Annotated in this window: 7 protein-coding genes; 3 read left to right on the top strand and 4 right to left on the bottom strand. The window is 58.0% G+C overall.

The window, feature by feature from the left end; all coding sequences use genetic code 11:
- The 3 genes from E8K79_RS00005 to E8K79_RS00015 all read right to left on the bottom strand — a co-directional run.
- A partial coding sequence (locus E8K79_RS00005) for an Ig-like domain-containing protein (RefSeq protein ID WP_162604564.1) occupies positions 1 to 8,652 on the bottom strand: 8,652 nt, incomplete at its 3' end.
- A gap of 658 nt (positions 8,653 to 9,310) precedes the next feature.
- Positions 9,311 to 9,910, bottom strand: coding sequence for a transglutaminase-like domain-containing protein (locus E8K79_RS00010; RefSeq protein WP_136512918.1), 600 nt, complete (start codon positions 9,908 to 9,910; stop codon positions 9,311 to 9,313).
- Entirely contained in the window at positions 9,907 to 10,488 is a 582-nt protein-coding gene (locus tag E8K79_RS00015) for a dihydrofolate reductase family protein (protein WP_136512919.1), read from the bottom strand. Before E8K79_RS00015 ends, E8K79_RS00010 begins: the two co-directional genes overlap by 4 nt.
- A 468-nt stretch (positions 10,489 to 10,956) precedes the next feature.
- Between E8K79_RS00015 and E8K79_RS00020 the strand changes: the two genes are divergently transcribed.
- On the top strand, positions 10,957 to 12,282 hold the full coding sequence (locus tag E8K79_RS00020) for a tyrosine-type recombinase/integrase (protein WP_136512920.1): 1,326 nt from the start codon (positions 10,957 to 10,959) through the stop codon (positions 12,280 to 12,282).
- A gap of 209 nt (positions 12,283 to 12,491) precedes the next feature.
- Here E8K79_RS00020 and E8K79_RS00025 read toward each other — a convergent pair whose 3' ends face one another.
- Positions 12,492 to 12,770, bottom strand: a complete 279-nt coding sequence (locus tag E8K79_RS00025) for a SinR family protein (protein ID WP_136512921.1) — start codon at positions 12,768 to 12,770, stop codon at positions 12,492 to 12,494.
- Positions 12,771 to 13,267: 497 nt separating this feature from the next.
- Between E8K79_RS00025 and E8K79_RS00030 the strand changes: the two genes are divergently transcribed.
- Both E8K79_RS00030 and E8K79_RS00035 read left to right on the top strand, forming a co-directional pair.
- Complete coding sequence (locus E8K79_RS00030; protein ID WP_136512922.1) at positions 13,268 to 14,185, top strand: DUF6731 family protein; 918 nt, start codon at positions 13,268 to 13,270, stop codon at positions 14,183 to 14,185.
- Positions 14,166 to 14,642: a hypothetical protein gene (locus E8K79_RS00035; protein ID WP_136512923.1), complete on the top strand. Its 477-nt coding sequence runs from the start codon at positions 14,166 to 14,168 to the stop codon at positions 14,640 to 14,642. The genes E8K79_RS00030 and E8K79_RS00035 overlap by 20 nt, the downstream gene beginning before the upstream one ends.
- The last annotated feature ends 226 nt before the right edge of the window (positions 14,643 to 14,868 follow it).

Here is a 14,868-nt window from a genome sequence, read left to right on the forward strand (position 1 = left end):
CCCTGCTGCGTCGGTGGTGGTCACACTTGCATCAATAGCGAGGTCCGTATCGGCGGCAAGCTTGCTGCCCGGGACGTTGATGCTGAAGGTCCTGGATGCGTCCACGGTGCCGGTGTAGTTCGTCCCGTCGACGGTAATGGTTACAGTGTCGCCGGTTTGCACGTCACCGCCCACAGTGCCGGTAACGGCGACAGTCCCGGCAGCCTCGGAGATATTCAGCACGTTATCGGAAGTAATGCCATTGACCGTTACAGATGCAGTCGGTGCAGTGACATCTTTGGTGTATGCCTGAGTCGTCGTGGCAGTCGTAGCATTACCTGCTGCATCAGTGGTGGTCACACTTGCATCAACGGTGAGATCCGCATCGGCGGCCAGTTTGCTGCCCGGGACGTTGATGCTGAAAGTCCTGGAGGCGTCCACGGTGCCGGTGTAGTTCGTCCCGTCGACGGTAATGGTTACGGTGTCGCCGGTCTGCACGTCACCGCCCACAGTGCCGGTAACGGCGATGGTCCCGGCAGCCTCTGAGATGTTCAGCACGTTATCGGAAGTGATGCCATTGACCGTTACCGATGCAGTCGGTGCAGTGACATCTTTGGTGTATGACTTCGTCGTCGTGGCAGTCGTAGCGTTACCGGCTGCATCAGTGGTGGTCACACTTGCATCAACGGTAAGATCGGCATCGGCGGCAAGTTTGCTGCCAGGGACGTTGATGCTGAAGGTCCTGGATGCGTCCACGGTGCCGGTGTAGTTCGTCCCGTCGACGGTGATGGTTACAGTGTCGCCTGTCTGCACGTCACCGCCCACAGTGCCGGTGATGGCGGCGGTCCCGGCCGCCTCAGAGATATTGAGGACGTTATCCGAGGTGATGCCATTGACCGTTACAGATGCAGTCGGTGCAGTGACATCTTTGGTGTATGCCTTGGTGCTGGTTGCAGTGGTGGAGTTCCCTGCTGCGTCGGTGGTGGTCACACTTGCATCAATAGCGAGGTCCGTATCGGCGGCAAGCTTGCTGCCCGGGACGTTGATGCTGAAGGTCCTGGATGCGTCCACGGTGCCGGTGTAGTTCGTCCCGTCGGCGGTAATGGTTACAGTGGCGCCGGTCTGCACGTCACCGCCCACAGTGCCGGTAACGGCGACAGTCCCGGCAGCCTCGGAGATATTCAGCACGTTATCGGAAGTAATGCCATTGACCGTTACAGATGCAGTCGGTGCAGTGACATCTTTGGTGTATGCCTTCGTCGTCGTGGCAGTCGTAGCGTTACCGGCGGCGTCAGTAGTGGTTACGCTGGCATCGACGGTAAGATCCGCATCTGCAGCAAGCTTGCTACCCGGGACGTTGATGCTGAAGGTTCTGGAGGTGTCCACTGTGCCGGTGTAGTTGGTCCCGTCAACGGTAATGGTTACGGTATCGCCGGTCTGCACGTCACCGCCCACGGTGCCGGTGACGGCGACGGTGCCTGCGGCCTCGGAGATGTTGACTACGTTATCCGCAGTGACGGTATCGATCGAGATGCTGGCCGTAGGCGCCTTTGTATCTACGGCGAGATCTTTGGTCGCTTCAACGGTGTTGGCGTTGCCGGAGAGATCGCTGAATGTCCCTGTACCTACGCTGACGCGCATCGCGGCATCTTCCGTGTCAGCCGCCGGAGTGTAGGTCGCTGTGTAATGGGTCGCATCCACCTTGGTGAAGTTCGACAGCGAACCGCTTTCAACACTGATGTCGCCTACGGTGAAGGTTGCGTCCACATCCTCACTGAAGCTGAAGGTCACGGTGGTGGTTTCGCCGGCTTTCAGACTGTCCTGTCCGGCGGTTATGGTGACGGTCGGCGGAGTCGCGTCTCCAGGGGCGGGAGTGCTGTTCGTCACTGCCTGGCCGACGAGATTTGCCGCCGCGTTGCCCGCCACATCCTGGATCTTGTTGGTCCCGGCGGTGTAGGAGACCGTCACTGCGTCGCCGTTCGCTACGGCGCTTCCGAGGGTGAGGGTGATCGTCTCCGCGGTGGTGTCGACGGCGACGTTACTGACCGTAACCGGGGTGACGCCGTTCACCAGCACCGAGAAGTCGCCGGTCGCCGGAGAGGTGGATGCGAAGCCCGATGCCGCCTCGTTGTAGGAGAGCACCAGGGTCGAGCCGTTCGCGGTAGCCGATGAAAGGGATGGAGCGGTGGTGTCGATCTGCACGGCTAACGCGGAGGAGGGGAGGGAAGCGTTGCCGGCGGCGTCGGTCACCGTTGCGGAGAAGCTCTTGTTTCCCTGTACCAGCGTCGACGAGGCGATGTCGACGTGCCCAGCCGTGATGTCTGCACCGGTCAAGGTTGCGGTCCCTACCAGCGTGACCCCTTCGTAAAGGTTGACCACATCGCCTGCAAGCGGGGCGCTGCCGCCTGTTCCGTTGAGCGTGACCCGGATGGTGGGGGCGGTCGCGGAGGTGATGTAATCGGAATTGCTTATGCCGCTATCCGAAAAGGCGACAAGGTCGATACTTGGCGCGGCCGGCGGCGTAACATCGACCACACCGACAAAGACGCTGGAACGGGCCGCGGAAGAGGTGTTGCCGGCGGCGTCGGTTGCCGAGATGTCGAAGGTTCTCGTTCCCGTGCTCGGGCTGCCTGCGCTGTTTTGGTACTGCAGATCCCGAACGACCGCCTGTGCCTCGGCTGCGGTCAGCGGCTCGTAGTTCGCCTTCTGGATGGTGAACACTCCCGAAGCAAAGGAGACGTTGACCGCGATACCGCCTACGGTCACCGAGCTAACGGCGCCATCGCTGCCGTTAGCTGCGAGTGTGGTGGCCCCGAAGGTGAGTTTCTCGCTGCTGCCGTCGAGAAGACCGCCCACGGTAACCGTGATCCTGGTGACCTGGTCGGAGGCTTCCGAAACCGTAGCCGGATCGGCGTTGGCATCCAGACTGACGGCCGAGCCGGCCGTGCTCGTGCTGCGGTTTATACTTCCTGCGTCGGAAGGGGCGAGGTCGATCGCTGGGGCGGTGGCATCCTGGATGGTCAACTCCTTGGAGGTCCCGTCGCTCGTCTTGTTACCTGCCGTGTCGCTTATCGTCGCCGTAACGTCGTACTTCCCATCAAAGCCCGATACATCCGCGTTCTTCGGTACGAGAGCATCGCCGCTTGGGATGGTGAGGCTCCAGGTATGGGCTGCGTTGTCGTAGCTTAAGCTGCTGTCGCCGGTGCGGTAGGTGACGCCGTTCACGGTGACGGAGAGGCTCTCGCCTGCGCCCAAGGTGGCCGTCCCGGTGATGGTTGGAGTGGTGTCGCTCGTCGTCTGGGTGTTCACGGTGACCGCTCCGGCCGGTGCGGTGCTGTCGACCACGATGGTCTGCGTCGCCGTGGTGCCGCTCACCGCCTGCAGGGTGTAGGTGCCGTCGGTCAGCGTGGTACCGCTGTAGTCATAGGTCCAAACGCCGGAACCGTTCGCGGTCACGGTGATCCCGGAGAAGGTGTGGCTGGGGCCGGAGAGGCTCAGTGTGACCGTGGCGCCGGGAGAGGCTGAACCGGTGAATTTAAGGGTGTTGTCGCTGGTAACGAAGTCACCTGGGACCGACGTGTCAGTGTTGATGGAGTCGATAGAGGCGGTACCGGACTTGTCGTGCTGGGCGGCGGCGTTGGCAACGTAGGTGTTCCCCGCGTCATCGTAGTACCTGGCCGTGACGGAAATGGTGCCGTTGGCAAGCGCAGAGAGGTTGAGGGCGCTCATGCTCCAGCTGTTTCCGGTGACGGTCACGGTGTCCATGATGGTCGAGACTCCGTCGGTGACGGTGATGACGAGCGTGCTCCCGTCGGCTATGCCCGTCGTGCTCCCTTTAACCACCACGGCGTCGTCCTCGCTGCCGCTCAGGATGCCGTTAGCGTTCCCCTGCCAGTCGAGCGGGCCGGTGACGGCGACGGTCGGTGCGTTCGTGTCCACGGTGAGCTTCTGGAAGGTGGTCGCCGAGTTGCCGGCGGCATCCGTTCCCGAGGCGCGCACCCCGACCGTCCCGGAAAGCGGCGTCGAGGTGGCCACCGACCAGGTCCCCCCGGTCTGCACCGTGGCGAGGTAGCTCTGCTGGTCGCTCCAGTCGCCGTCGTTGTTCGGGTCGATGGTGACCGTGATGCTGCTTCCGGCGGGGAGGTCAGTGCTGCCGGTGATGGTCGGCGTGCTGCTCGGGGTGCGACCTCCCGAGGTGAAGCCGATGGCCGGCGCTACTATGTCCACCGTAAGCGGCTGGGTTGCTATGGCGGTGGAGCCGTTAAGGTTCGTCCCGCTTGCCGTCACCCCGACCGTCCCAGCGAAGCCGCCGTCGGGAAGCGAGCCGCTGTAGGGGAGCGCGGTCCCTGTGTCGATGGACCAGGTCCCGCCCGTCACCACCGCGTAATAGGTGACGCTGTTGGCTGTGGCGGGGTTGTTGTCGGGATCGAGGGCGATGCTGATCACCGAGCCGTCCGGCAGGTTGGTGGTGCCGCTGATCACGGGAGTCGGATCGTTGGTAAGCGTGGCCGAGCCGATGGCCACGCTGGGCGGCGTCGGTTCGTAACCCTGGGAGCCTGTTGCCGCCAGCGACCCTTTCCCTGAAATCGATCCGGTGGCGGCCAGTGCGCCGACGCTTACCGTGACAGAACCGGTTACGGCCAGGGAAGGGGTGACGGAAAGGGTGTAGGTCTTGCCGTCCACGGTGGTGAAGGTCCCCTTGGTGCCGTTGCCGACGGTGATATCGGTCGTGTCGAAACCGGTCACGTTCTCACTGAAGGTGAAGGTGAAGGTGACGGGGTTACTCCCACCGAGGGTGCCCGGGACGTTGTCGGTGATGCTCAGCGTGGGCTGGCTCAAAACGAGGGTCGGGTGCGACACGGTGGTTACCGCCGAGCTGGTCGCGGTGTCGGTCACCTGGGCGGTAACGTTGAGCACGCCGTTGTTCAGCGTCTTGATGTCCGCGTTGGTGAAACGCGCCGTCCATGTCCCCGAGGTGTTGGTGACGTTGGAGGTGAGGGCGGTGACGCTGTGCCCGGCACCGTCGTCGATGGTGATGGTGAAGGAGCCCGCCGCCGCTGTGGTGAGGCTCGTGGTGCCAGAGATGGTGAGTCCGGAACTGATCTCGTCGGGCGCTGAAGTGATGACGTTGTCCCCGGCGATGGTGCCGATGGCGATGGTCGCGGTCGACGCGGTCTGGCCCTGTTTCACCTGCTGGGCCGACTTTATCGCCTGCTGCACGATGTTCCCAGCGTTGTCCGTGTAGGTGCTGGTCGGTTTCACCTTGATGTCGACGGTCCCGCTGTTGCCGCTGATCAGGTTGGTGCCGTTCGGTGTGGTGACGGTCCAATTACCCGAAGCATCGGTGGCCACCGCGGTGGAGGACCAGACGAGCGTGGAGGTCCCGGCCAGGTACACCTCCACGGTGAGGTTCGTGCTCGGGCATTCGCTTGTGCCGCTGATGATGGCCTGGTTCTTCGCGATGACCGACTGGGTCTGGATCGTGATGAGCGGCGGCGTCTTGTCGTGGGTCACCGCTGTGCTGGTCGCCTCGGCCGAGGTGCCGGTCACCGTCGCCTTGACCGTAAGGGTCCCATCCGAAAGCGTGGAGAGGTTGAGGCCGGTGGCGCTCCATGTGGTGCCGGAGACCGTCGGGGTGACGTAGATGGTGTTGCCGTAGATGTCCGAGACGGTGAGGCTCACGCTCGAGCCCCCCTGCAACGTGCCGCTGATGGTGACGTTGTCGTCCTCGAGGGAGTTGAGCTTCGCATCCCCGGTGATCCGGTTCGCCGTGGTGTTCCCGGAGGCGATGGCGGTCTCGATGGTGGATATCGTGACCGCCGGTGTTTGCTGCACAAGGGTCAGCGTCTGGTTCGTGACCGCGGAGTTCCCACCCGTGGTCGCCGTCACCTTCACCCCGATCTGTCCCGAATAGGCGCTCGGCTCGCTCCCCGAGACCGGTGCCGCCGGCCCCGTGTCGACGGCCCATGTCCCGCCCGAGACGGTCGCGTTGTAGGTGATCGCGTCGCTCCAATTGCCGTCGTTGTTCGGGTCGATGGTCACGGTGACCGATGTGGCGTTCGTGGTCCCGGAGATGAGGGGTAAGGTTGTAGTCTGGGTGCTCGCCGAAGTGATGGAGACGTTCGGTGCGCTCGTGTTGATCACGAGTTCCCCGGTCGTTGGGTCGCTTACGCTTAATCCACTGCGGGTCACCGTGGCGGTGACCGGGTAGGTGCCGGAGGTAAGGGCGTTGGGGACGAGAGACCAAGTGTTGCCGTTGACGGTCAGGGCCGGGGAGGTGCCAGTGGTGTAGGTCGTCCCGTTCACGGTGACGGAGAGGACGTCGCCGGTGATGTTGGTCCAGGTGCCGCTGATGGTCGGCGCGGTGGCGTTGGTGGTGAGCGGCGTCACGGTTGGCACATTAAGGGCCGTAGTCGTGGTGATGTTGCCGGCTGCATCGGTACCACTCGCCGAGATCTTCGCATAGGGAAGGATGCCGGTGGCGGAGAGCGATCCGGTAGCAGGCAGGACTGCCCCGGTATCGACACTCCAGGCCCCGGCGGCTCCGACGATGGCGAGGTAGGTGACGGCGTCGTTGGTGGCTGCGTTGTTGTCCGGGTCTACGGTGATCCGTATCGTGGAACCGGCGGGGAGGTCGGAGGTCCCCGATATAACCGGTGTGGCATCGTTAGCCGAGGCCCCTTGGCTTATGGTGACCACCGGCGCGACCTTGTCGTGCAGCACGGAAGTCGTTGCCGCGGTGGAACCGGTGAGTCTGCCCCCGGAGGCGTCACCAGTACTCCAGAGCTCCGCGGTCACGCTGAGGGTGCCGTCGTTCAGCCCGGAGAGATCGCGTCCGGAGAGCGACCAGGCGGCACCGCTTACCTGGGTGTATCCGATGCTGCTGTTGGTACCGTCGCTGACCGTCACCCTCACCCAGCTGCTGTTGGCGACTGTGGAGGAGGTGGTCCCGGTGATGGTGACGCTTGCATCCTCAGGGGAGCCGCCCGGGTAGTGCGAGAGGTTGCCGTCCCCGATCGGCGAGGTGATGTTGACCGAGAGTGCAGCGCTTATCGGTTGGCTCGTCGACATCTGCGCGGTGAAGGCACCGAGCGAGGAGAATGTGGCGTTCTTGTCGTAGCTCGCCCCGACCCCGTTCAGGTCACCGTTGATCGGGCCGGGCTGGGTCTGGGTGAAGTTCACGTACTGGACCACGGTGTCCTTGGTGAACCCCTGGATGCCGGTCGTGCCGCGCGGCCCGGTCACCCCGTTGCGGTCGACGGGGGAGGGCATGGCGAGGACCGTCGCCATGTCGGCCACCGGGATGCGCCAGCTGACGAAGACGTCCGTCTTTCCGTCGTTGCCGAGGTCCGCATCCCCGTTCCAGTTCGGGTCGCTGGCCGAGGAAACCGCCACCACCGAGTAGTTGCTCGAGGTGAAGGCGTACACGCCGTTGTTCGCAAGCCATCCGGCTGGGAGCGGCGATGTGGTCGTGGTGCTGGGGGATGTGTTGAGGCCCGTCCCGGGGTCGAGTATTTTAACCGCCTGGGCGTTGTTGCGGCCGTCGACCGACATGAAGAGATCGATCCTGCCGTCCAGGTTCGCGTCGATGCCGACGATTGCTACGCCGCCGAAGTTGGTGGAGCTCGTCGGGTTGTCGATCCGCATGCGGTAGACCAGCGTGTCGTCCGAGGTGGTGGCCGTGCCGTTGTCGTCGTATGCTGCGTAGAGCGAACCGTGCGCTGCATCGCCCACTATGTCGGTGTCGGCCGCCCCGGCCTGGCTGTCGCCTACCGGGTCCTTGGAGGCACCGTACATCACCGGGACCCACGCCGAGGAACCGCCCAGGGAGACGAAGGAGAGACGATCCTGGTAGGCTGCGGCCCCTTCCTTGGTCAGGAGCGTCGAGGCCTCGATGGGGCCGGTGGTCGACTCGAGGACCCAGTCCGCGCCAAGCGCAGCTGCGCCGGTACTGTTGGTGGATGCGGCGACGTCCGCCCCGGTAACCTTCGCTATCCCCTGGATCAGCGCTTGTCCCTCGCTACCCTGGGCGATGTTGCAGCCGTAGATCAGGATGTCGCCCCCCTTGTCGAGGTGGGAGCTCCAGGCGGCGAGATCTGCGGCATGCGCGGATAGGTTCGCGGTGGTGAGTTCGGTAGATCCGAGGGTGATATCCCCGGTGCTGCCGTGCCCAACGATGTGGATCGCTGAGACGTTGCCTGTTTTTTGCAGTGCGTCGGTGATCTGCTGGATGCCGTCCTTGTTAGGGTCGATGAGGAACACCTGCACCCCCGGGCGGATCCCGGCGATGAGGCTTGCGGCGTCGGGTGTCGTTGCGTCGACGAAGGCGATCTCCACACCCCTGGTGGCGGCAGCGCCTACGTTTGCAGCAAGCGGCTTGACCAGGAGCGAGGCGAAATCGGTCGCGTCGCGATGGACGCTGGTCGCCTTTTCTGCGGCGAGAGGGGAGGTGCTTTCAGCGTGGTGGTCATCGGCTATTACCGCGACGGTCGGCACCGCCGCCGCGTCGAACATGAACCGCTGTTCGAGGGCCAGCAGGTAGCTACCTCCTGCGGAAACCCGGTGTTTCTGTGTCAGCGTGGGGCCGCCTTTTCCCTTGCTTGCGACGTTCTCGGCGACGACCTGCCATGCTTCCTTAACTCTGCTCCAGACGAGGCGATAGCACTTATTCATCATCCTGCTCCTTGGTAACGCACTTAAAGAAGGATCGGCTGCTCACATAAGGCTTCGATCACTTCTGGGCACTCTCACAGGCAAACACGGCAAGCAAGGAGAAGGTTACAGGAAACTCACACGCGACTGCACTATTGCCCTATGTCAGATTTGGGTAAGGAAAACCGGCGCCTAGCATTTTGCAACAAGCGGACCATATACTGACGGCCATGGGTAATAACTGCAAAGTGCTGTTATTACGTATCTTTTGTCGATCGCTGATCCGTATTTTCGGGTGCAAGCCTCTAAGTTTTGGTCAAAATAATGACCGGACTAAAACAGCGTGTCCCCTGAAGGGACAAACGGGTGCGCCGGGAACGGATGGATATCCTTCGGGGGGACAATGGCGGGTACTCGGAGCTTTCAGGAAAGTGAAGACTCGGTTGTATCTGGAAGCAGGTGCCGGGGAAAGGGTGGGGCGGGGCGTAGGCAAAAAGAAGACCCCCCTGGGAGGTAGTTCAGGGGGGCCAGGTGAAGCAACAACGAGGTGATAATGTGAATACCACAGAGGTTTTGCTTTGTAAAGATAAAATAATTAGTTTTTGTAAATTTTGTATAGCGCCCGTAGTATCCGCTTGAAACGCGTCATTGAGCAATGAGCAGGATGCTCCCGTACCTTTTAAAACGGTTTAGGCAGGTTCTGCCATAGCTCCTTCCGTTCATCGTATTTGCTCAACTTATCGATTACGCATTTTAACGGTGCGGCATAGATCGTTTCATAGATGAACTCACCGGCCGAAAGGTCCATGGCAAAGGCAAGGTGTTCTTCTTCAATACTGAAACGGGCATTGATGCTGCCCGTGTTCCCTCGCGCATCCAACCTGATCCACTTTTTGAGGCTGGCCAGATACACGCCGTTGAAACCGTGCAGGATCAGTTCGTTATTGAGCGGCGGGTCAAGCCGCAGCACTTGGTAGCAGAGACCTGCAGGTATGTCCACTGCTCGCAGTAACGCTGCCAGTAGGTGACTTTTCGCGAAACAGATCCCGGTGCCATGGCATAGGACTTCGCTGGCCGTACAGGTCACGATGTCTACTCCGGCGTCACTGGAATGTGTGATGGTGTCTCTCACCCATTCGTACAGAGTGCGGACCCTCTGGATGTCGTCGGTCAGTGACCTGGTAAGATCAAGTGCCTTCTGCCGCACCTCCTGTGCCTTCCAGTCGACGATGGAGTCTGAAACGAGGTAGTCTTCGATCTTGTTGGATTCAAGTTTCATGTATTATCCTGACGCGTCGGGCCCAACTCCTTTACGATTTCGTAGCGAAGCTCGACCATTCCGGTGCCCATCTGCTGGACTGACGTGAGGCGTAGCACAGGGCTCAAGATGCGCCGCGGAAGTAGCGGTTTACCCTTGCCCAAGATGGCCGAGCCGACCTGAACGATGAGCTCGTCAAGCAGTCCGGCGTCGTAGAACTGTCCAGCCAGGTCGCCGCCTCCAACCACCCAAATATTCTTCTCTTTCGCGGCTACGCGCATCTCACTGAACACATCTGCTACGCTCCCTTTACAGAACCTGATGTCGGCTCCCTGAATCACGGGGAGGACACGGTTGGTGAATATCCACGTCGGCTGCGTATATGGCCAAGGGGAACCAGTCTCCGCGGCGACAGAGTCTGCGTTACGGAGAATCCACTCATAAGTGGAAGACCCCATGGCCAATGCTCCGACCTCAGCGATGAACGTCGGGTAGCTAGACTCTTCCAGACTACCAAGCGGAAAGAGCCAGTCCAGCGAATCGGTCTCGGTCGCAATGAAGCCGTCAAGGGTTGAAGCGACATAGTATTGAGTTTTCACGAATGCTCTCTCCCATGTATTTGCGACTCCACGTGCCACTGAGGGCGCAGAGGTTTCTGTCACAGAAACCATATAATTGAATTCCGGATTTTAGGTTCAGCTTGTCGTCTCGTCAACTTTCGAATGAGACATGCTGTGTCGGGACAGGCGGCGCCATGCTGCTGGTGGCTGTAAAAAGTGAAGAGGGGAGAAAAGAAAAAGGGCCTACAGTGTGATCACTGTAGGCCCTTTCTATTTGGAGGCGGCAATCGGATTTGAACCGATGAATGAAGGATTTGCAGTTTAAGTAATCCTTATTTTCAGGCTGTTTCACGGCGGTTCACGTCATTTCAAATTAAAGCCTAACATATTGACAATGCACCATTTTTCGTGTAATTATCTTTTCAGGGTGTTTCACGACATACCGTCCAAGCACAGACTTTTTTACAGCGATATTACAGCGATCGCTGCAAAAAACACGAGGGGAAAATGGCACGAACCAAAAGCACGATGTTCACCGACACCATGATACGGAAGCTGAAACCCGAGGAGGTGAAGTACACTCGCTCCGAGGGGAACGGGTTCACCGTCAGGGTACTTCCTTCCGGGGCAAAGGTCTGGCTTTACCTCTACGGGATGGATGGGAAGCGCTGGGAGCTGAACCTTGGGACCTATCCGCAATTGTCGCTGGAGGAGGCGCGGGACCAGTTCGAGGCGGCCCGCAAGAAGGTGAAGGGGGGAGTGAACCCGGCTACCGAATCCGAGGAGGTGGCGGAAGAGGTGCCTGAGGAACGAAGACGTGACCTCACTTTCGACGAGTTGGCCCGGGAGTACATCGCAAACAACGTCGAGGGGCAGCTTGTCGAATCATCGGTGTACGGCATCAAGCGCATACTGTTGACGACGGGGAAGAAGGGGACCCTCGATGATTTTAAGACCTGGCGCTCCAGGAAGGTCGCGAGCATTACGACGGAGGAGACGGCGAAGCTCGTCAAGGACGTCTCGGTGAGGTCGGCGGCAGCCGCGCGTAACCTGATCCGCGCTGCGCGGCCAATGTTCTCCTATGCACTGGCGCGGGAGATAGTCAAGACGAACCCCTTCATCCTCGGTAGTGTGAAGAGTTTCCTTTCCAAGCCGGTGCAGGTGAGGCTGGTTCCTGGCGTCAGGAGCAGGACCTTCAGCGAGGATGAGATAAGGCATTTCTGGAAGGAACTCTCCAAGGCCACCGGGGGCATTGAGGCGAGGAATGCCCTGCGCCTGATCCTCCTCACTGGGCAGCGACCGGGCGAGGTGCTAGGGCTGCACTCTGACGAGATCGAGGGTAACTGGTGGACGCTTCCAAAGGAGAGGACCAAGGCCCGCTACGACAAGAACCGCATGGACCACCGTGTATTCCTGGTGCCCGAGGCGCTGGCGCTGATCGGTGACAAGAAGGGATACATTTTCGAGTCGCGGGTGAAAAAGCGGGGGGGCGGGGAGGCAGAGCTGAGACCGATATCGACCAACGCCCTCGGGCATCTGGTTCTTGTAAACAAGTACCTTGGACTGCCTCCATGGGGGCCGCACGATCTGCGCCGTACCTGCCGCACCTACATGTCCGACATCGACGGCATCAGTGCGAGCGCCGCCGAGGCGATCCTGAATCACGCCAGGGAAGGGACCAAGAAGAACTACGACCACCACCGGTACCTTCGCCAGATCGAGACGGCCCTTACTCTTTGGCGCGATAAGTTGGTGGAGATCATGGGTGAGCCGTTGGTTCGGGAATTGCCGGATAACGTGATACCAATCAGGCGGCGAAACGTGGAGGCATAGGAGTTGGGCTGGAGGAGGCACAATGCGGACGTGTTGAAATCCAGCCAAAGTAGTGATTTTTAGCTGATGAGTTGACTGATGAATAGGAGAAAAATGTCTCACGGGATGAAGGCTGTGCCTCTGGGGGGCTTCCAAGGTGGGCGCGCAGCAAACAGGATGCTGGAAAGACAGCGAAAGGCGGTTTGACGACCGCCCCCGCTTTTTGATCGCTATAGGTTGTTTTTTAGCCAGTTACCACCTTCTTCGCTGAAACCTCTCCATGCCGCTGCATCGTTGGAGACATCAATGACCAAAAGCTCGTCGTTTCTGTCGAGGAACGGTGTAAGGTGGTCCCTCATTTGTACAGGCGTCTTCGTCGTCTTAACTAGCCACGTCGAGTCAAGGTGATGCCACCACGCCGCCTCTGCCTTGATAGCTGTTATAAGTTTTTTGTAATCCTCGCTGGTCTCTTCCTTATTTAAGTCGTATCCTATCAGTAATGTACCCAAAATTTCTTCTCCTTTGTGTTAGGGATCCCGGACTATCCCTGCCGAGACTTAAGGGCCTTTGGGAATCAGATTTTCCTTGCGAGGCCCTTCTCCTTTGTAATAAAAAGAGAACGCGTTCAGGATCGCGAGGCACCGACCTTGCCATACCGGAGTGGTAGCTCCCCCATCTTTGCAGAGAAGGGGGAGCTTTTTCTTTTGTGAGGTTAACGTAGGAAAAATAAACATGGCAGCTGTAAAAATAAAGGCTTGTAAGGTGACTGTAGAAATTATTTTAAATTAATGGGGTGGTGTGAGACCCTCAATGACAGGTAGGTAGGGTTGGTTTCAAACGGAACTATCAGAGCATTAGTGAGTGCGTCTTTTAGTTTATTATTTTTTTATGAGACTATATTTGGGCTGACTTGTGTTTTATTTAATGATACTGTGCCAAACACTCAGACCGGAGAAGTCCATTTGGCGTCTTTACCCGGTGCGTGAATTTACCGCTGGAGGGATGTATGCCACCGCAAGTCAGAAAATTCTTTTTTGATTTCTACCAACTCGAAACGGCTGCGGGCAATGCTGGTTTGGCGCCCATGGCTCCTCTCCATGTTTTAGAGGAGTTTAAGAGAAAATTTGATACTCCTGGAGAGAATACGGTTCGGACGCTGAACGGGAAAACCCTTGAGCTGCGTAATATTGAGCGCACTGAGTATGGCTTTAGGGGGATTATTGGCAAGTACAGACGATCCCAATTACCCCATGCGGCTGTCCCTGGTGGTGACGAAAGGGAGCTAGAACTAAACGCAGATGAGCATTTAGTAGAGAAGTCATATTTCAAGTTTTTTTCAGATTATTCACTGCTGGTCTTGCAGCGAAACCATTTTGCGGTAGGTCCAGTATACTTAGGCATGTACTTGTCCATTAATGGATATACCACCATACTCAACCCCGTAATCGAACCGGCTGATTTGCAAATGCTGATGAGAAATACTACTCAGGTCAGAAATATCAAGATGACAATTGCCAGACCTGTAAATCCAGAACTTTTCCAAAATATTGAACACGATTTCACTAATTCAATTATTGCCAGTTTGAACTCATCTAATTCAGCATCTATCAATATCTCACTTAGAGGAGATGGACATTCGCTAGACCCAACGAAAAGATATCTGGAAAGATCACTCAAGAATGCTATTCTTGAAATTAAACGTAACTTCGATCTGAAAAAGGCTAATATTGGGCTTGAAGAAAACGGCGTGGTACATCCAGTGGATCTTGTTACTGATCGTCTTGCTACTACCAAAGATATTCAGATGGTAGGGCGATACCCAAGTGCCGTGGATATGTGGGATGGATTGCGTGAGGCAAGGCAGGTTAAAGAAGTTGAATTAGTTGCCTATTTTGGAGCTCTAAATGGGCCAAGGCTCAGGTAAACATACTTACACTCTGCTTGCAGTGGTTGGTTCTGCCTTGGCGGCCTACGCCTCATTGGGACCTCTCGCTCAACTCAGTGTTTCAACCATGCAGCCACTTGCATCTACTGTTGCCACAGTAGCTGGAATTCTGGTCGGATTTTTAATGGCATCAGTAACGATCATCATGTCAGCTAACAACAATGCTTTGGTGCAGAATACTAAACTCACTAATTACTTGCCTGGGTTGTTGCATAGATTGCACGTGGCCATGGCTTGGCTAATATCTGTATGCGTTATTTTTCTTGTGTGTATGGTAATCCCAGAAACTTCCTTCATTCAAACTGATTTGTCAGTCTTGAATGGTAAAAAGTACTTACTTATCGTACTCGATGTTGGTGTGTTTATTTTCTGTATGTCCTTATACAATTTCATTATGGTTTGGAAAGAATTTACTAGATTTGCAAAAATATTATAGATTGTGAGGAAGGAACGTGCCAAAGACAAGAAACGTTGTGAAGCATCTAAGTGTTGAACAGGCTAAAGGTAGGAGAATTTGTCATGCCAATGCAAAACATACGATTGAACCTGGGGAGTACCATCTAGCTCAAGAGACGGCTCCGATGGTCCGGGAAAATATCTGTTTGAAGTGTGCTGGGAAAATACTTGATGTTGCACAGCAACATTTAACTGACTTGCGACAA

It is taken from the genome of Geomonas edaphica (assembly GCF_004917075.1).
Classification (GTDB): domain Bacteria; phylum Desulfobacterota; class Desulfuromonadia; order Geobacterales; family Geobacteraceae; genus Geomonas; species Geomonas edaphica.

Coding starts and splice junctions, on each gene's coding strand:
- E8K79_RS00010 (WP_136512918.1), bottom strand. CDS start 9,910: ATGAAACTTGAATCCAACAAGATCGAAGACTACCTCGTTTCAGACTCC.
- E8K79_RS00020 (WP_136512920.1), top strand. CDS start 10,957: ATGGCACGAACCAAAAGCACGATGTTCACCGACACCATGATACGGAAG.
- E8K79_RS00030 (WP_136512922.1), top strand. CDS start 13,268: ATGCCACCGCAAGTCAGAAAATTCTTTTTTGATTTCTACCAACTCGAA.
- E8K79_RS00035 (WP_136512923.1), top strand. CDS start 14,166: ATGGGCCAAGGCTCAGGTAAACATACTTACACTCTGCTTGCAGTGGTT.